This window comes from Embleya sp. L77 (assembly GCF_055557415.1).
The window spans coordinates 4,766,629-4,783,724 of record NZ_CM145709.1 but is presented as its reverse complement, the minus strand read 5'-3'; the positions used below and the strand labels follow the sequence as shown (position 1 = coordinate 4,783,724).

The 17,096-nt window shown below is 70.8% G+C and carries 16 protein-coding genes and 1 pseudogene; 8 read left to right on the top strand and 9 right to left on the bottom strand.

Annotated features, from left to right (window positions below):
* Window positions 1-4: 4 nt before the first annotated feature.
* Window positions 5-1,267 carry a hypothetical protein gene (locus ACZOOI_RS20555; protein WP_465277210.1) on the top strand — a complete coding sequence of 421 codons (1,263 nt, stop codon included), beginning with the start codon at window positions 5-7 and terminating at the stop codon, window positions 1,265-1,267.
* Between the two features lie 403 nt (window positions 1,268-1,670).
* Here the strand turns inward: ACZOOI_RS20555 and rlmN are convergent, their stop codons facing one another.
* From rlmN to rpsB, 6 genes are all read right to left on the bottom strand, one after another.
* Window positions 1,671-2,777, bottom strand: coding sequence for a dual-specificity RNA methyltransferase RlmN (rlmN, locus tag ACZOOI_RS20550; protein WP_465277209.1), 1,107 nt, complete (start codon window positions 2,775-2,777; stop codon window positions 1,671-1,673).
* Window positions 2,778-2,874: 97 nt separating this feature from the next.
* On the bottom strand, window positions 2,875-4,140 hold the full coding sequence (locus tag ACZOOI_RS20545) for a phosphatidate cytidylyltransferase (protein ID WP_465277208.1): 1,266 nt from the start codon (window positions 4,138-4,140) through the stop codon (window positions 2,875-2,877).
* Window positions 4,140-4,697: a ribosome recycling factor gene (frr, locus tag ACZOOI_RS20540; protein ID WP_391582826.1), complete on the bottom strand. Its 558-nt coding sequence runs from the start codon at window positions 4,695-4,697 to the stop codon at window positions 4,140-4,142. The genes ACZOOI_RS20545 and frr overlap by 1 nt, the downstream gene beginning before the upstream one ends.
* 32 nt (window positions 4,698-4,729) lie before the next feature.
* A complete protein-coding gene (pyrH, locus tag ACZOOI_RS20535; RefSeq protein ID WP_078977400.1) occupies window positions 4,730-5,539 on the bottom strand; it encodes a UMP kinase in 810 nt (269 codons plus the stop codon).
* Window positions 5,540-5,620: 81 nt separating this feature from the next.
* On the bottom strand, window positions 5,621-6,454 hold the full coding sequence (tsf, locus tag ACZOOI_RS20530; protein ID WP_391582827.1) for a translation elongation factor Ts: 834 nt from the start codon (window positions 6,452-6,454) through the stop codon (window positions 5,621-5,623).
* 205 nt (window positions 6,455-6,659) lie between these two features.
* Complete coding sequence (gene rpsB / locus ACZOOI_RS20525; RefSeq protein ID WP_465277207.1) at window positions 6,660-7,607, bottom strand: 30S ribosomal protein S2; 948 nt, start codon at window positions 7,605-7,607, stop codon at window positions 6,660-6,662.
* Window positions 7,608-7,934: 327 nt separating this feature from the next.
* Here rpsB and ACZOOI_RS20520 point away from each other — a divergent pair.
* Window positions 7,935-8,471, top strand: a pseudogene (locus ACZOOI_RS20520) (peptidoglycan DD-metalloendopeptidase family protein); the annotation flags it as partial.
* A gap of 86 nt (window positions 8,472-8,557) precedes the next feature.
* On the opposite strand, the gene ACZOOI_RS20515 reads toward ACZOOI_RS20520, so the two are convergent.
* Both ACZOOI_RS20515 and dusB read right to left on the bottom strand, forming a co-directional pair.
* Window positions 8,558-9,139 (bottom strand): TetR/AcrR family transcriptional regulator, encoded by a 582-nt coding sequence (locus tag ACZOOI_RS20515; RefSeq protein ID WP_465277206.1) that lies wholly within the window; start codon window positions 9,137-9,139, stop codon window positions 8,558-8,560.
* 113 nt (window positions 9,140-9,252) lie between these two features.
* A complete protein-coding gene (gene dusB, locus ACZOOI_RS20510) occupies window positions 9,253-10,449 on the bottom strand; it encodes a tRNA dihydrouridine synthase DusB (RefSeq protein WP_465277205.1) in 1,197 nt (398 codons plus the stop codon).
* A gap of 148 nt (window positions 10,450-10,597) precedes the next feature.
* Here dusB and ACZOOI_RS20505 point away from each other — a divergent pair, with 148 nt between their 5' ends.
* Complete coding sequence (locus ACZOOI_RS20505) at window positions 10,598-11,299, top strand: NADAR family protein (protein WP_465281248.1); 702 nt, start codon at window positions 10,598-10,600, stop codon at window positions 11,297-11,299.
* A 15-nt stretch (window positions 11,300-11,314) separates the two neighbouring features.
* Window positions 11,315-12,322 (top strand): hypothetical protein, encoded by a 1,008-nt coding sequence (locus ACZOOI_RS20500; protein ID WP_465277204.1) that lies wholly within the window; start codon window positions 11,315-11,317, stop codon window positions 12,320-12,322.
* Between the two features lie 94 nt (window positions 12,323-12,416).
* On the opposite strand, the gene ACZOOI_RS20495 is transcribed toward ACZOOI_RS20500, so the two are convergent.
* Window positions 12,417-13,799 (bottom strand): glycine--tRNA ligase, encoded by a 1,383-nt coding sequence (locus tag ACZOOI_RS20495; RefSeq protein WP_391582832.1) that lies wholly within the window; start codon window positions 13,797-13,799, stop codon window positions 12,417-12,419.
* A 163-nt stretch (window positions 13,800-13,962) separates the two neighbouring features.
* Between ACZOOI_RS20495 and ACZOOI_RS20490 the strand changes: the two genes are divergently transcribed.
* The 4 genes from ACZOOI_RS20490 to ACZOOI_RS20475 all read left to right on the top strand — a co-directional run bounded on the left by ACZOOI_RS20490 (window position 13,963) and on the right by ACZOOI_RS20475 (window position 17,092).
* Window positions 13,963-14,925 (top strand): metal ABC transporter substrate-binding protein, encoded by a 963-nt coding sequence (locus tag ACZOOI_RS20490; RefSeq protein WP_465277203.1) that lies wholly within the window; start codon window positions 13,963-13,965, stop codon window positions 14,923-14,925.
* Window positions 14,922-15,698, top strand: coding sequence for a metal ABC transporter ATP-binding protein (locus ACZOOI_RS20485; protein WP_391582834.1), 777 nt, complete (start codon window positions 14,922-14,924; stop codon window positions 15,696-15,698). The genes ACZOOI_RS20490 and ACZOOI_RS20485 overlap by 4 nt, the downstream gene beginning before the upstream one ends.
* The gene (locus tag ACZOOI_RS20480; RefSeq protein WP_465277202.1) at window positions 15,695-16,606 is read left to right on the top strand and encodes a metal ABC transporter permease; all 912 of its coding nucleotides are present in this window, start codon (window positions 15,695-15,697) and stop codon (window positions 16,604-16,606) included. The genes ACZOOI_RS20485 and ACZOOI_RS20480 overlap by 4 nt, the downstream gene beginning before the upstream one ends.
* A 69-nt stretch (window positions 16,607-16,675) precedes the next feature.
* On the top strand, window positions 16,676-17,092 hold the full coding sequence (locus tag ACZOOI_RS20475; RefSeq protein ID WP_391582836.1) for a Fur family transcriptional regulator: 417 nt from the start codon (window positions 16,676-16,678) through the stop codon (window positions 17,090-17,092).
* Window positions 17,093-17,096: the final 4 nt, after the last annotated feature.

Sequence of the window (17,096 nt, the reverse complement as noted above, 5' to 3'; positions counted from 1 at the left end):
GGCGATGTCCCGGGCCGACCCGAGCCCGCTGCGCGACGCGTTGCGCATCGCGTCCCGGGTCGACGCCGTGCGTGTGCTGGCCGGTGCGGCGGTCGCGGGTACGGCCACGATCGTGCTGTTGTGCCTGCTGGCCTGGGCATCGCCGGTCGGACGCCCCGGACCGGCACTGATCCGGCCGGTGCTCGCGATGCTGCCGGTGCTGGGCGCCGTGGCCGTGTTGGTCACGGTCGGCATCCGCCTGACGTTCCCGGGCCGCATCGACCGACCGGGTGCCCCGTTCCGGGCCCACGGGAAGAACCGCCGGAGTCGGGAGGTGGTCGTGTCCGAGGCCGCCGTCACCGCTCTGGCCGGCACGTATGCCGGCGTTCAGGCGCACCTGGTGCTGCGCACGCTCCCGGCTTCGCCGCCCCCGGCGGTCCGGCACCTGCTGGCGATCGGCGCCTCGGCGCCCTGGCCGGCCGCGGTGGCGGTGCTCGCCACGGTGCCCAGCGTCGCCGTGCTCGCCGCCTGCTACGCCACGGCCCGACCGTCGTCGCGGCTGAAGCCCCGGGTCCCGCGCTACCTCGGACCGCTGGTGCTGCTCGCCGGACTGCTCGGGCAGTACCTGATCGCCGACCCGGGCCACCCGGACCGGTTGTCGCACGGCGCGGTGCCGGCGGCGGCGATCTGCTACGGCGCGGTGCCGGCAGGGGTGGCACTCACCGTGCCGTGGCTGTTGACCTGGCTGGGTTCCGGCTGGGCCGCCCGGGCGGGTCGGGTGTGGACGCTGTGCGCGGCACGCCGGATCGAGGCGAGCGCACGCGGCCTGGCACTGCCGCTGGGCCTGACCACGATCGCTCTCGCGATGGTCACCACCAGCGGCCTCGCGGACGACCGCACGCCGACCGGGATGGCCGACGCCCCCCTGTTCCTGACCACGACGACGGTGTCCTCGTGTGCGGCGGCGACGTTGTTCACGGTCGTCGTGGAGTACGGCTCCGCGCGCCGCGAGACCTCACACACGTTGCACTCGATCGGCGCCGGGGAGCGGATGGATCGCCGCGCGGCGCTGGCCGCTCTGGTGGTGCCGCTGCTGGTGTGCGTACCGGTCTCGGTCGCGGTCGGCGCGCTGCAGGCGTGGCCGGCGCGCGGCAACGGGGACTCGTTTCCGACCATGCCAGCACACGCGGCCCTGCTGGGCACGCTGTGGACGATCGGTCTGCTCGCCTTCGCGCTGATCGCGGCGACGGTGGTGATCCTGCGGGACGACCGGCCGGGCCGGATCTGAAGCCGCGGCCGGACCGACACCCGCGGCCGGGCCTGCGGGCGAACGCGATACCGGCGCGCAAGGCCGGCCGGACATGGGAAAGCACTTCGGGCCCGGCGCGGCGTCCCCTTCCGCAACGGGCCCGAAGTGCTTATCGTCTCGGGGGCCACGCGACCCCGAGCCGTGCGCCGGATCGTGTCCCTTCGACCGGCGGCTTGGGCGTGCCACCGCCGGAGCATTCGAACGGGGAGATCAAAGGATCCGACGGCTTGGCACTGAGATCAGTCTCCCCTGAGGCGCCTAAGGATCCGATAAGGATTCGTTACCCGTTCTATATCGCCGCGCCGCGCGCCCGTGACCTGCCCGGGATGTCCCACTTACGGACCGGCCGGCCCGGTCCGCTGCGGCGGACCGGGCCCTACGACTAGACCTCCGCGGCGGCGAGCTGACCGCACGCCCCGTCGATGTCCCGACCCCGGGTGTCCCGGACGGTGACCGGCACGCCGTGCTTGGTCAGCAGGCGGACGAACTCCTCCTGGCGTTCCGCCGTCGACGCGGTCCACTTCGACCCGGGGGTGGGGTTCAGCGGGATCAGGTTGACGTGTGCGTTGTGGTTCTTCAGCCGGCGCCCGAGCAGGTCGGCCCGCCAGCCGTGGTCGTTGATGTCCTTGATCAGCGCGTACTCGATGGACACCCGTCGGCCGGTGACGCCCTCGTAGTGCCATGCCGCGTCCAGCACCTCGCGCACGTCCCAGCGCGTGTTGACCGGCACGAGCGTGTTGCGCAGGTCGTCGTCCGGCGCGTGCAGGGACAGCGCGAGGGTGACCGGGACGCGTTCGTCGGCGAGCTTGTACATCGCCGGGACCAGACCGACCGTGGACATGGTCACCGAGCGGGCGGAGATGCCCAGCCCGTCCGGGGCCGGGTCGGTCAGCCGACGCACCGCGCCGACCACCGCCTTGTAGTTGGCGAGCGGCTCGCCCATGCCCATGAAGACGATGTTGCTGACCCGGCCGGGGCCGCCCGGCACCTCGCCGCGGGCGAGGGCCCGCGCGCCCGCGAGCACCTGCTCGACGATCTCGCCGGTGGACAGGTTGCGGGTCAGACCCGCCTGGCCGGTGGCGCAGAACGGGCAGTTCATTCCGCAGCCCGCCTGCGAGGACACACACATGGTGACCCGGTCGGGGTAGCGCATCAGCACGGCCTCGACGAGCGTGCCGTCGAAGAGCTTCCACAGCGACTTGCGGGTCGCGCCGTCGTCGCACGAGATGTCCCGCACGGACGTCATCAGCGTGGGCAGCAGCGCCTCGGCGAGCCTGGCCCGCGACGCGGCGGGCATGTCGGTCCACTGCCCGGGGTCGTCCGAGAGGTGACCGAAGTAGTGCTTGGACAGTTGGGCCGCGCGAAACGGCTTCTCGCCCAGCTCGGCCACGGCATCGCGGCGCTCGGCGAGGGTGAGGTCGGCAAGGTGGCGCGGCGGCTTCGAACGACGCGGCGGCGCGGTGAAGGTGAGTTCTCCTGGTTTGGGCATGGCTCGTCCAGTGTCGCAGGTGTACGGGCGGGGCCGAATCGGCCCCGCTCTCGTGCACACGCGGCCTGTCCGGTTTCTCTGCCGGATCAGGTCCGGGTCATACGAATGCGGCGAGCAGCAGCCACACCACGGGAGCGGCGGGCAGCAACGAGTCGAGCCGGTCCATCAGGCCACCGTGACCGGGCAGCAGACTGCCCATGTCCTTGACCTTGAGGTCGCGCTTGATCATCGATTCGGCCAGGTCCCCGAGCGCGGACACGGCGGCGGCGGCGACGCCCACCACGGCACCCTGCCACCACGCACCGTCGAGCATGGTCGTCACGCAGACCGCGCCCGCGCCGGCGGCCAGGAGCACTCCGCCGGCGAAGCCCTCCCAGCTCTTGCCGGGACTGATCTTCGGCGCCATCTTGTGCGGACCACCGGAGGTGACGCCCGCCGCATAGGCACCGGTGTCCGCACAGACCACCAGGATGATGAAGGTCAGCACCCGCCGGGCGCCGTCGTCGTCGGCGAGCATGAGCACCGCGAACCCGGCCAGGAACGGCAGGTAGAAGACGGTGAACACGCCGGCCGTCATGTCCCGCAGGAAGTCCTCGGGACCCTCGGTCATCCGCCAGATCATCACCGCGATCGCGGTCAGTGCGGTGGCGATCGCCAGCCCCTCGGCACCGCGCGCGTAGCCGGCGACGAGCATCGCCACCGAGCCGACTGCGAGCGGTACCACCGGAATCCGGATGCCGCGCCCGACCGTGGCGCCCTGTGCGGTTCGACCGGACGCGTCGGTGACCGCCTCGGCCCGACCGAACGCGCCCGCCAGCTCCCACAGTCCGACCAGGACCGCGAGCAGCACGACGCCGACGAACAGCACCGGCAGGGTCAACAGCGAGGCGACGATGACCCCGCCCAGCCCGGCCCCGACGCCGATCGCCTGCGGCAGGTTGCGACCGGCCTTGCCGACCCGTTTGGCAGGCGGCTCCTCGGTCACCACGAGCCCCTCACGCCGAGGTTCGGGCAGAGTCGCGTCCACACGAGCGGCCTCCTCGGACAACGACGCACCCGAGCGGAGCTCCGGTTCGTCGCCCGGGTCGTGACCCGCGATCGGTGACAGCACCTGCGTGTGGTCATCCTGTGTCCGTACCCCGACGCCGGCCGGAAAGTGTTGCTGCGCACGAGTGGCGCCGTCCCCATGGCCGCCGGACCGGGCCGCGTCGTAGTGGGCCTGATCCTGACCCGTCGGTGCGCCCGGGACCTGCTCCGGCCACGCGCCGTACGACCCGTACGGATCGTGGCCGGGCGGCAGATCGGGGTGCGCTCCCGCGGGCGGATCGGCCGGCGGCGTACCGCCCCAGGTCGAGTCGTTCATCAGACTTCGAGCAGCTCGGCTTCCTTGTGCTTGAGCAACTCGTCGATCTGCGCGACGTACTTGTGGGTCGTGTCGTCGAGTTCCTTCTCGGCGCGACGCACCTCGTCCTCGCCGCTCTCGCCGTCCTTGACCAGCTTGTCGAGCGTCTCCTTGGCCTTGCGGCGGATCGCCCGCAGCGAGATCTTCGCGTCCTCGCCCTTGCCCCGCGCCAGCTTGATGAACTCCTTGCGGCGTTCCTCGGTCAGCTGCGGGAAGACCACGCGGATGAGCTTGCCGTCGTCGGTCGGGTTGACCCCGAGGTCCGAGTCGCGGATCGCCTTGACGATCGCGTTCGTGGAGCCGCGGTCGAACGGGGTCACGATGACCATGCGCGGCTCGGGGGTGGTGAACGACGCGAGCTGGTTCACCGGAGTGGGCGAGCCGTAGTAGTCCACGAGGATCTTGTTGAACATGGCCGGGGTGGCCCGGCCCGTGCGGATCGCCGCGAAGTCTTCCTTGGCGACCACGACGGCCTTCTCCATCTTTTCCTCGGCCTCGAGGAGAATCTCGTCGATCATGTCGGCTCCTGTCCCGGTCCTGTCGCCGTCGATCAGCCGTCGGTACGGCTGACCAGGGTGCCGATCTTCTCACCCCGCACGGCGCGGGCGATGTTGCCCTCGACGAGCAGGTTGAAGACGACGATCGGCAGTTCGTTGTCCATGCACAGGCTGATCGCGGTGGCGTCCGCGACCTTGAGCCCGCGGGCGAGCACCTCGGCGTGATCCAGACGATCGAACATGACCGCGTCCGGGTTGGACTTCGGGTCGCAGTCGTACACGCCGTCGACACCCTTGGCCATGAGCAACGCGACCGCGTCGATCTCGAGGGCGCGCTGCGCGGCCGTGGTGTCGGTGGAGAAGTAGGGCATGCCCATGCCCGCACCGAAGATGACCACGCGACCCTTTTCCAGGTGTCGCACGGCTCGGCGCGGGATGTACGGCTCGGCGACCTGGCCCATCGTGATGGCGGTCTGCACACGGGTGTCGATGCCCTGCTTCTCCAGGAAGTCCTGAAGCGCGAGGCAGTTCATCACGGTGCCGAGCATGCCCATGTAGTCCGAGCGCGCGCGGTCCATGCCGCGGATCTGCAACTCGGCGCCGCGGAAGAAGTTGCCACCGCCGATGACGATGGCGACCTGCGTGCCGCGGCGGACCACGTCGGCGATCTGGAGCGCGATGGTCTGCACGGTGTCCGGGTCGACGCCCAGGGCACCGCCGCCCGCGAACGCCTCGCCGGAGAGCTTGAGCAGCACCCGACGTGCGTAGGGGTTCGGCTCGTCGCCCTCGGCGGACGACGAGGAGGCCGCCTTCGTTTCGGTTTCCTGCACGGTTCCCTCCACGCCTTGCGGCCTCCTCGCCATACTGCTTTTCACTGCGTTCATGCCTACTGCATGCCCCGACTGGATTGATGTCTGCATCGGGGCGGTGGTGCGAGGGGCGGATCAGACGCCGACGCGGAAGCGGGTGAAGCGCTTGACCTTGACGCCGGCCTCGTCCAGGACCTTGCCCACGGACTTCTTGCTGTCCTTGGCGAACGCCTGGTCGAGCAGCACGTTCTCCTTGAAGAAGCCGGTCACCCGGCCTTCGACGATCTTGCCGAGGGCAGCCTCGGGCTTGCCCTCCTCGCGCGCGGTGGCCTCGGCCACGCGACGCTCGTTCTCGACCGTCTCGGCCGGCACGTCCTCGCGGTTGAGCACGGTGGGCGAGAACGCGGCGATGTGCTGCGCGACGTCCTTGGCGACCTCGGCGTTGGCGCCGTCCAGCTCGATCAGCACGCCGATCTGCGCGGGCAGGTCGGGGCTGGTCTTGTGCAGGTACGCGGCGACGAAGCCGTCGGCGTACTGCGCGAAGCGGTCGAGCACGATCTTCTCGCCGAGCGTGACGTTGGCGTCGTCCACGTACTGCTGGACGGTCTTGCCGGCCTCGATCTCGCTCGCGAGCAGCGCGGCGATGTCGGCGGGCGAGGTCTTGGCGACGTGGGCGGCGATCGCCTCGGCGGCCTCGATGAACTTCGGGCTCTTGGCCACGAAGTCGGTCTCGCACTTGAGCTCGACCAGGACGCCGGACGCGTTGCCGTCGAGCAGCGCCACGACCGCGCCGTTGGAGGCCGAGCGGCCCTCGCGCTTGGTGACGCCCTTCTGGCCCTTGACGCGAAGGATCTCGACAGCCTTGTCGACGTCACCTTCGGCCTCTTCGAGGGCCTTCTTGCAGTCCATCATGCCTGCGGCGGTGAGCTCACGGAGCTTCTTCACGTCCGCGGCGGAGAAGTTCGCCATGTCCTGATTCTCTCGTCTCTCGGGTCAGCGGCCCGGTTGCGCCGAGCGACTGCGGGTGAGGCTGTCGTCCCACCCGATGAAGGTCAAGGGGCTGTGCGGTATTCCGACACATACGGGGACGTACGCAGTACGTACGCACCGTGATCGGGTCCCGGCACAGGGCGAGGGGTACGCCGGCTGGGCCGTCGTACCCCTCGATCCAGGGTCAGACCTGCGGGTCGGCCTCGGTGGCCGGCGCGTCGGTGGCCGGCGCCTCGGCGGCGACCTCGGCCGCCGGAGCGGACTCGGTGGCCTCGGCCTCGACATCGGCCTCGGTGACCGGGCCGGACTCGACGACCTCTTCGGCGGCGGGGGCGGCCTCGGCCGAAGCGGCCTCGTCCTTCTTGCCGGCCTCGAGCAGCTCGCGCTCCCAGTCGGCGAGGGGCTCGCCGACGGTGGCCTTGGTGTCGGCGGCGGCGCCACCGGCACGCGACATGAGACCGTCGGCGACCGCGTCGGCGATCACGCGGGTGAGCAGCGTGACCGAGCGGATCGCGTCGTCGTTGCCCGGGATCTTGTAGTCGACCTCGTCGGGGTCACAGTTGGTGTCGAGGATCGCGACGACCGGGATGTGCAGCTTCCGGGCCTCGCCGACGCCGATGTGCTCCTTCTTGGTGTCCACGATCCACACGGCCGAAGGCACGCGCTGCATGTCGCGGATGCCGCCGAGGGTCTTCGCCAGCTTGTCCTTCTCGCGCTTGAGGACGAGCAGTTCCTTCTTCGTCATGCCCGAGCCGGCCACGTCGTCGAAGTCGAGCTGCTCGAGCTCCTTCAGGCGCTGGAGGCGCTTGTAGACCGTCGAGAAGTTGGTCAGCATGCCGCCGAGCCAGCGCTGGTTGACGTAGGGCATGCCCACGCGCGTCGCCTGCTCGGCGATCGCTTCCTGCGCCTGCTTCTTGGTGCCGACGAAGAGGATCGTGCCACCGTGGGCGACGGTCTCCTTGACGAACTCGTAGGCGCGGTCGATGTACGACAGCGACTGGAGCAGGTCGATGATGTAGATGCCGTTGCGCTCCGTGAAGATGAAGCGCTTCATCTTCGGGTTCCAGCGGCGGGTCTGGTGACCGAAGTGGACGCCGCTTTCCAGCAGCTCCCGCATCGTGACGACGGCCATGGCCGTACGCTCCTTGGGCTCTCGTCCCGGCGATCGTGCCCGGGACTCTCGGTTGTGCCGTGGCGACGGGTCGCCGCCACGCCTGACGCCCGCGACACCACGCCGAGGTCCTTGCGGATTCCCGGACCGAGAGGTGTCCCCATCGAGTCCCGCTCTCTGGCGTCTCGCCATGCGGGACGTCGGCGGCTCGAAGGTGGGCGCGCGAAGTCGACCCGGAAAGCCGGGCCGCTCCGGGAAGTGTACGGGAACCGCGCGCGGCCGAGCGACTCGCCTTCCGGCCGGCATTTTTTGGCTCTTGGCGTGGAAAAAGTCGTCCACACGCGATAGATGGCCATTTATCCATACCGGTATCCACAACCGGGGGTCGTGTCCACAGGCGAGTTCGTGCCGGGCGGCCCGGCGCCCGCGGGTGGTCAACCTGAGTACATGAACGTATCGAAGCGGGGTCGAAGGCCGATCGTGCCGGTTCTGTTGTTGCTCACGGCCGCGTTGTCGACCGCCGGGCCGCCGGCCGCGCCCGCCGCGGTGCGCCCCGCCGCGTCGCCGCGGCGGTGGGTGTGGCCGCTGGATCCGCGCCCGATGGTGCTGCGCGGCTTCGAGCCACCACAGACGGCATGGTCACCGGGGCATCGCGGTGTGGATCTCGCGGCCCGGGTGGGACAGCCGGTGCTGGCGGCGGGCGCGGGGGTGGTGGTGTTCGCCGGTTCGGTGGCCGGACGAGGTGTGGTCAGCGTGCGGCACGGCGCCGTGCGCACGACCTACGAGCCGGTGCTCGCGTCGGTGTCGGCCGGGCGGGCGGTCGCGGCGGGTGAGCCGCTCGGGGAACTGGCCCCCGGGCCGTTCCATCTGGGCGAGCCGTGCCTGCACTGGGGGTTGCTGGTGCCCGGTTATCGGGATCCGCTCACGTTGTTGCGACGCGTGCGGGTGCGGTTGTATCCGAACGACGCCGGCTATCCGACCCGGGCTACGCCGCCGAGTACGAGGGCCAGCGTGGCCGCCTCGACCTCGGCGGGGTCGGCGCCGCACTCGATTCGGCGGACCGCCGCGTCGACCATGCCCTGGACCAGGGTCGCCACCAGCATCGGGTCCCGGTGGCCCAGCGCGGCCAGTGCGTCCACCACCAGTTCGACGATGCGCCCGTGGGCGGCCCGGATGCGTTCGCGGGCGTTCGCGTCCAGTTCGCCGGTGGAGATCGCGACCACCACACGATGACGGCGATCACCGACCAGTTCCAACTGGCGGGCCACGTAGGCCGCGATCTTCTGCGCCGGGTCCTCGGTCGCGCCCATCGCGTCCTCGACCTCGGCCACCCACGCGGGCAGGTCCACCGCACACAGTTCCTCGACCACGGCCGCGCGCGAGGCGAAGTACTCGTAGAGCGAGGAGCGGGCCAGGCCGGTGCGTTCGGCGAGCGCGGGGAAGGTCAGCGCGGCGAAACCGCCCTCGTCGAGCAGGCTCCGCGCGGCGTCGAGCAGCGCGGCGTGCTGCATCGCGCGGTGTTCGGCGACGGAGGACGCTCGAATCTTGGGCATCCACTCACTGTACGACGTCACTGTGGGTGGCATCGGGGCGCTTGTGAAATTCGCCGCCGGCCGCGCATCGCCGGCCGCCGACCGGTCCGGATCGACCGCCGGCCCGGTCGGGATCAGCCGCCCGAGTGGTCCAGTTCCGCATCGACCGGGGGCAGCGCGCACTCGGGGTCGTCGAGCCAGCCCTCGGGCAGGACGACCCGCTTGCCGCCCGCGGTGCGACCGCGCGGGCCGTCGGCGCCGATCGGCCAGGGCTGGTCCAGGTCGAGTTTCCCGAACCAGTCGTCGAGTTCGGCCAGGCTGCTCGCGGTGGCCAGGCCGCGTCGGATGGTGCCGCCGACCGCGAAGCCCTTCATGTACCACGCCACGTGCTTGCGCAGGTCGGTCACGCCGTGTGCCTCGTCGCCGATCCACTCGGCGAGCAGCACGGCGTGCCGGCGCATGATCGCGGTCGCCTCGCCCAGCGTCGGGCGGGCCCGGTCGGTGCTGCCCTCGAACGCGGACACCAGGTCGCGGAACAACCACGGGCGACCCAGGCAGCCGCGGCCGACCACGACGCCGTCGCAACCGGTCTCGCGCATCATCCGCAACGCGTCCTCGGCGTCCCAGATGTCGCCGTTGCCCAGCACCGGGATGTCGGTGACGACCTCCTTGAGCCGGGCGATCGCCGACCAGTCGGCGGTGCCCCCGTAGTGCTGCTCGGCGGTGCGGCCGTGCAGGGCGACCCATGTGATGCCCTCGTCCACGGCGATCCGGCCCGCGTCGAGGTAGGTCAGGTGGTCGTCGTCGATGCCCTTGCGCATCTTGATGGTGACCGGCACGCCGCGGGCGTTCTTGACCGCCGAACGCAGGATGTCGCGCAGCAGGTTGCGCTTGTAGGGCAGTGCCGAGCCGCCGCCCTTGCGGGTGACCTTGGGCACCGGGCAGCCGAAGTTGAGGTCGATGTGGTCGGCCAGGTCCTCGTCCACGATCATCGCCACGGCGCGGCCGACGATGTCCGGGTCCACGCCGTAGAGCTGGATGCTGCGCGGGCGCTCGGTCTCGGCGAAGCGGATCAGGCGCAACGTCTTGGCGTCCCGCTCCACCAGCGCGCGGGTGGTGATCATCTCGCTGACGTACAGCCCGGCGGGTCGTGCGGTGGTGGCCGCCTCGGCCTGTTCCTGGCACAACGTGCGGAACGGCGCGTTGGTGATACCGGCCATCGGGGCCAGCACCACCGGTGGCCAGATCTGCGCGCCGCCCGCGGCGCCCAGGCGCAGCGGCGCCCACGGGCTGCCGGTCGCGTCGGGGGTGGGTGCGTCGGCGGATGCCATGGACGGTGCTCCAGGAGGGTGCGGGGGGAGGGAACCGATCCATTGTCCCCCACCGGCGAAAGCGCCCTCGGGGAATACTCCCGGCAATATCCCGGGAATAAGCGGATGCCGGGAGTCGGCCGGTCCTGGCACCATCGCCGGCATGAGCATGGATTCCCCGGACACCTCGGATTCCCCGGATTCCCCGGATTCGCCGGATTCGCCGGATTCGCCGGGTTCGCGGACGACGACCGACGGGCCGGGTGGCCGGTTCGCCGCCGAGCCCCGCGACGTCGCGTCGCTCATCCTGCGGGCCCGGCGAGAGCCTCGGGTGAAGTACGTCTTCTTCTGGGGCCATCGGGAGCCGCGCGAGGGCGTCGATGCGAGCTGCCTGAGTCAGTGGTATCCGTCGCCGTTCACGGTGGACGGAGTGACCTATCGCACGGCCGAGCACTGGATGATGGCGGGCAAGGCGCGGATGTTCGGCGACGAGGACGCGGAGCGGCGGGTGGTGGCCGCGGCTCACCCCAAGACCGCCAAGACGATCGGTCGGCAGGTGCGCGGCTTCGACGAACGGCGTTGGGTGGACGAGCGGTTCGAGCTGATCGTGCGCGGCAACGTGGCCAAGTTCGGGCAACACCCGGCGATGGGCGCGTTCCTGCTGGGCACCGGGCAGCGGGTGCTGGTCGAGGCCAGTCCGCTGGACCGGATCTGGGGCATCGGACTGGCCGCGGACGACGAGCGGGCGGGCGACCCCGAACTCTGGCGCGGGTCGAATCTGCTGGGCTTCGCGTTGATGGAGGCCCGTGCGCGGTTGGCCGCCTCGACCGATGGGGCCGGCGGCTCGGGCCCTGCCGGATCTGCCCGATGAACTAACCTCCGCACCATGAGTGCCTTCCCGCCCCCGCAGCCCCCGAACGGGCCCGGCTACGGCCACGGGCAACAGCCGTACGGACAGCCGAACAACGGTCCGCAGCCCCATGGGCAGCAGCAGCCCTACGGGCAACCGGCCTACGGACAGCAGCAGCCGTACGGTCAGCCGTACCCGCAGCAGCAGTACGGCCAGGGGTATGGCGGGCCGCCGCCCGCGCCGCCGCGACGGCCGAAGTGGCTGGTGCCCGCGGCCGCGGTGGTCGCGCTCGCGGTGATCGGCGGCGGGGCGTTCTTCTTCGTGTCCCGCGACGACGGCGACGACAGGAAGCCGGCCGCCGACTCCTCGCAGAACCCGCCGAAGCCGGCCGACAACGGCGGCTCGCTGCCCGCACCGCAGGGCTCGAACCTCGCACCCGACGACGAGCCCAAGGGGTTCCAGTCCGCGCCGCCGCCGAACACGAGCGACATCGACGCGGTCTCCACCGACAAACTGGCCTTCACCACGGACTACTTCTTCACGGACAGCGCCGAGTTCGACGGGCGCAGCGGCGCCAAGTACCGGCAGTTGGCCGCCGACGGCAGCGCGGCCTCGGACTGCTCGAAGGCGGCCACCGCGACCGGTTCGGCGCTCGCCCAGAACGGCTGCGTGGGCGTGCTGCGCGGCTCGTACAAGGACTCCGCCGGCAAGTTCGTGGCGACGCTGTCGGTGATCTCGGTGCCGGACAAGCCCAAGGCGCAGGCGCTGCGCAAGGCGCTGGATCCGATTCCGTTCGCGACGTCGCCGACCGCGTGGCTCAAGCCGCCCGCGTCGAGCGGGATCACCTTCAAGGACGGCTCCGAGCACATCGCGGTCTCCACCACGACCGGGCACTACGTGCTGGTGATCGACATCGGCCGGGCCGACGGCGCACCGCTCAAGGGCCAGGGCGAGGAGGTGTCCAAGGCCGCGAGCACCGTCTTCGGCGACCTGAGCTACCGGATGACCGATCGCATCGTGGCGGGCATCTTCAAGACGGGCTGAAGGCCGGCCGCGAGAGGTTCGCGACGCACGTGAGGGGCGCCGTCCACGACGGCGCCCCTCACGGTTGGGTATCCGGCCTACGGCCGGCCCCGGGTCAGCAGCCCGGCAGCCGGGCCGCGAGATAGCCCACGACCTGGTCGAGCGAGACCCGCTCCTGCTGCATGGTGTCGCGCGAGCGCACGGTCACCGCGTCGTCCTCCAGCGTGTCGAAGTCGACGGTGATGCAGAACGGCGTGCCGATCTCGTCCTGGCGACGGTAGCGGCGACCGATCGCGCCGGCGTCGTCGAAGTCGCAGTTCCAGTACTGCCGCAGGTCCGCGGCCAGCCCGCGGGCCTTGGGCGACAGGTCGGTGTTGCGCGACAGCGGCAGGATGGCGGCCTTGACCGGCGCCAGGCGCGGGTCAAGGCGCAGCACGGTGCGCTTTTCCAGCTTGCCCTTGGCGTTGGGCGCCTCGTCCTCGAAGTACGCGTCGAGCAGGAACGCGAGCATCGCCCGGTTCAGGCCGGCGGCGGGCTCGATGACGTACGGGAACCAGCGCTCACCGGCGTCCTGGTCGAAGTACGACAGGTCGGTGCCGGACTTCTCCGAGTGGGTGCGCAGGTCGTAGTCCGTGCGGTTGGCGATGCCCTCCAGCTCGGAGAACTCGGTGCCGCCGAAGTTGAAGCGGTACTCGATGTCGACCGTGCGCTTGGAGTAGTGCGACAACTTCTCCTTCGGGTGCTCGAAGAAGCGCATGTTGTCGGGGCTGAGGCCGAGACCGACGTACCAGTCCCAGCGCTGCTGCATCCAGTATTCCTGCCAGGTCTCGTCCTCACCCGGCTTGACGAAGAACTCCATCTCCATCTGCTCGAACTCGCGCGTGCGGAAGATGAAGTTTCCGGGGGTGATCTCGTTGCGGAAGCTCTTGCCGGTCTGGGCGATGCCGAACGGCGGCTTCTTGCGCGAGGTCTGCTCGACGGCCTTGTAGTTGACGAAGATGCCCTGGGCGGTCTCCGGGCGCAGGTACGCGCGGCCGGACTCGTCCTGGGTGGGGCCCAGGAAGGTCTGGAGCAGCCCGTTGAACATCTTGGGCTCGGTGAAGGTGCCCTTGTTCCCGCAGTTGGGACACGTGATGTCGGCGAGGCCGTTCTCCGGCAGCCGGCCGCGCTTGGCCTCGTAGGCCTCTTCGAGGTGGTCGGCGCGGTAGCGCTTGTGGCACGAGGTGCACTCGGTCAGCGGGTCGACGAACGCCTCGACGTGACCGGACGCCTCCCACACCTCGCGGGCGAGGATGACCGAGGAGTCCAGACCGACGATGTCGTCACGCGAGGTGACCATCGTGCGCCACCACTGGCGCTTGATGTTCTCCTTGAGCTCCACGCCGAGGGGACCGTAGTCCCAGGCGGCCTTCTGGCCGCCGTAGATCTCACTACAGGGGTAAACGAAGCCTCGGCGCTTGCTCAGGCTGACGATGGTGTCGATCTTGTCGGCGGCCACAATGCTCTCTTCGGTGCGACGATGCGGGCAGTGACAGTGTCGGCACAGGCTACCGGCGCGCCGGTCGCCCCGGTAAATCCTTATGCCCGCACCCGACTGTGCCACGGTTGGCCCAACCCGCTATTATTGACAACGATTGTCATTCTAGTTGAGAATCATTGTCATGAAGATACGCCGCACCGCTCCGGCTGCCCTGCTCGCGGCCGCCGCCGCATCCGCCCTGCTGCTCTCCGGATGCGCGGGCACCGACGACGCGAAGGCGGATACCGGGGCGGGTGCGAAGCTGCGGGTGATCGCGGCCTTCTACCCGATGAAATTCGTTGCCCAGCAGGTCGGCGGGCCGCACGTGAAGGTGACGAACCTGACCAAGGCCGGCGCCGAGCCGCACGATCTGGAGTTGACCCCCAGGCAGGTCGGCGCGGTCTCGCAGGCCGATCTGGTCGTCTACCTCAAGGGCCTGCAGCCCGCGGTGGACAAGGCGATCTCGCAGAACAGGCCCAAGCACACGGTGGAGGCGAGCACGCTCGCGCCGCTGGAGGAGCACGGCACCGAGGTACACGGCACCGAGGAAGGCGGGCACGAGGGCCACGACCACGCGGACGCCGAGCACGGCGACCCGCACGTGTGGCTGGACCCGACCCGGCTCGCCGCGATCGCCGGCGGCGTGGGCGAATCGCTCGCCGCCGCGGACCCGGCCAACGCGCAGGACTACCGCGCCCGCGCCGCCGACCTGACCGCACGCCTGAACACGCTCGACGGCGAATTCACCGCCGGCCTGACCACGTGCGCCCGCCGGGACTTCGTGACCGCCCACGCGGCCTTCGGCTATCTCGCGGAGCGTTACCACCTGAACCAGATCGCGGTGAACGGCGTCAACCCGGAATCCGAGCCCTCCCCCGCCCGCCGGGCGGACATCCAGAAGCTGGCCCACGAGCGCGGGGTGACCACGATCTTCTTCGAGACGCTGGCCGAACCCAAGACCGCCAGGACGCTCGCCCAGGACCTGAACGTGCAGACCGCCGTGCTGGATCCGCTGGAGGGCATAAAGAACGAGGCCGAGAACGATTACCTCTCGGTGATGCGCGCCAACCTGGACGCGCTGCGGAAGGGACTCGGCTGCTCATGACACGACTTCAGGCGCCGGTCGCCCGGCTGACCGGCGGCACCGCGTCCCTGGGCGGCCGGCCGGTACTGCGCGGAGTGGACCTGAGCGTGCACCCCGGCGAGGTGGTCGCCCTGCTCGGTGCCAACGGCTCGGGCAAGTCCACGCTGGTGCGCACCCTGGTCGGGCTGGTCCCGTTGACCGGCGGCACGATCGAACTGTTCGACACGCCGTTCGCCCGATTCCGCGACTGGTCCCGGATCGGCTACGTGCCGCAGCGCACCACCGCCGCGGCCGGCGTGCCGGCCAGTGTGCGCGAAGTGGTCACCTCGGGCCTGCTCGACGGCCGCCGCGTGCTGGGCCCGGGTCGGCGCGGCCGGGCCGCCGTGGACGAGGCGCTGGCCGCGGTCGGCATGCTCGACCGGGCCCGTGACGGCATCGCCCACCTGTCCGGCGGCCAGCAGCAGCGGGTGCTGATCGCCCGCGCCCTGGCCCGCCGCCCCGACCTGCTGATCATGGACGAGCCGATGGCGGGCGTGGACCTGCGCAGTCAGGAGGTGCTCGCGGGCACCCTGCGCACGCAGCAGGAGCAGGGCCGGGCGGTCCTGCTCGTCCTGCACGAACTCGGCCCGCTGGAGCCGCTGATCGACCGCGCGGTGGTCCTGCGCGAGGGCTGCGTGTGTCACGACGGCCCGCCGCCGCGGGCGGTCGGCCAACATGCGCTGCCGGGCCACGACCACGTGCACCCGCACGACGATCACACCGCGCACCGCGCCGGGATGGGACTGCTCTCGTGACGATCCTGGACTTCCCCTTCATGCAGCGCGCGCTGCTCGCCGCCCTGCTCGTGGGCATGGCCGCGCCCGCCGTCGGCGTCTACCTGGTCCAGCGCCGGCAGGCGTTCATGGGCGACGGCATCGGACACGTCGCGCTGACCGGCGTGGGCCTGGGCTTCCTGCTCAGCACCTCCCCCGTCTGGACCGCGGTGCTCACCGCGTCCGTGGGCGCGGTGCTGATCGAGCTGATCCGCGAGCGCAACAAGGTCAGCGGCGACGTCGCGCTGTCCGTGCTCTTCTACGGCGGCATCGCGGGCGGCGTGATGCTGATCAACCTGGCCCCGGATGGCTCCAACGCCAATCTCCAGTCGTACCTGTTCGGTTCGCTGACCTCGGTCTCGCCACAGGACATCCGGATCATCACGATCCTGGCCGTCGCGGTGCTCGCGGTCACCCTCGGGCTGCGCCGGGCACTGTTCACGGTGTGCCAGGACGAGGAGTTCGCCCGGGTGACCGGCCTGCCGGTGCGCGCGCTGAACCTGCTGCTCGCGGTCACCGCCGCGGTCACCGTGACGGTGGCCATGCGGGTGGTCGGGTTGCTCCTGGTGAGCGCGCTGATGGTGGTCCCGGTCGCGGTCGCCCAGCAGGTCTCGCGCACGTTCGCGATGACCGCCGCGCTCGCGATCGTGGTCGGCGTACTGGTCTCGGTCTCCGGCACGGCCCTGACGTACTACGTCGACGCGCCGCCCGGGGCCACCATCGTGCTGCTCGCCATCGCGTTGTTCGTCCTGGTGGGCGTGCTCGCCACGCCGCTGAACCGGCGCCGGGCCCGGCGCGCGGAGGCCGCCGCGGCCGAGGCGGGTCCGGCTCGGGTCGACGACGTACATGTGGACGCGGAGGTGCCCGGCGCCGGCACAATGGCGACCTAGACATGGACACACCGCGCCGGCGCGAGGACAGCGCGCCGTCCGGCTCGTAGCGATCGAGGAGGCACCCAGGTGACCACCGCCCACGGCGCGAGCCCGGTTCGGGGTCGGTCCACCCGGCAGCGTGCCGCCGTTTCGGCGCTCCTCGACGAGATCGAGGACTTCCGCAGCGCCCAGGACCTGCACGACCTGCTCAAGCAGCGCGGCGAGGCGGTCGGGCTGACCACCGTCTACCGCACGCTCCAGGCCCTGGCGGACGCCGACGAGGTGGACGTGCTGCGCACCCAGGACGGCGAGTCGGTCTACCGTCGGTGCAGCCGTGGGCACCACCACCACCTCGTCTGCCGCTCCTGCGGTCGCACCGTCGAGGTCGAGGGCCCGGCGGTCGAGCGGTGGGCGAACCGGATCGCCGCCGAGCACGGTTTCGGCGATGTCTCGCACGAGTTGGAAATCTTCGGCACCTGCGCGCAGTGCGCGAACCCGGCCTGAGGCC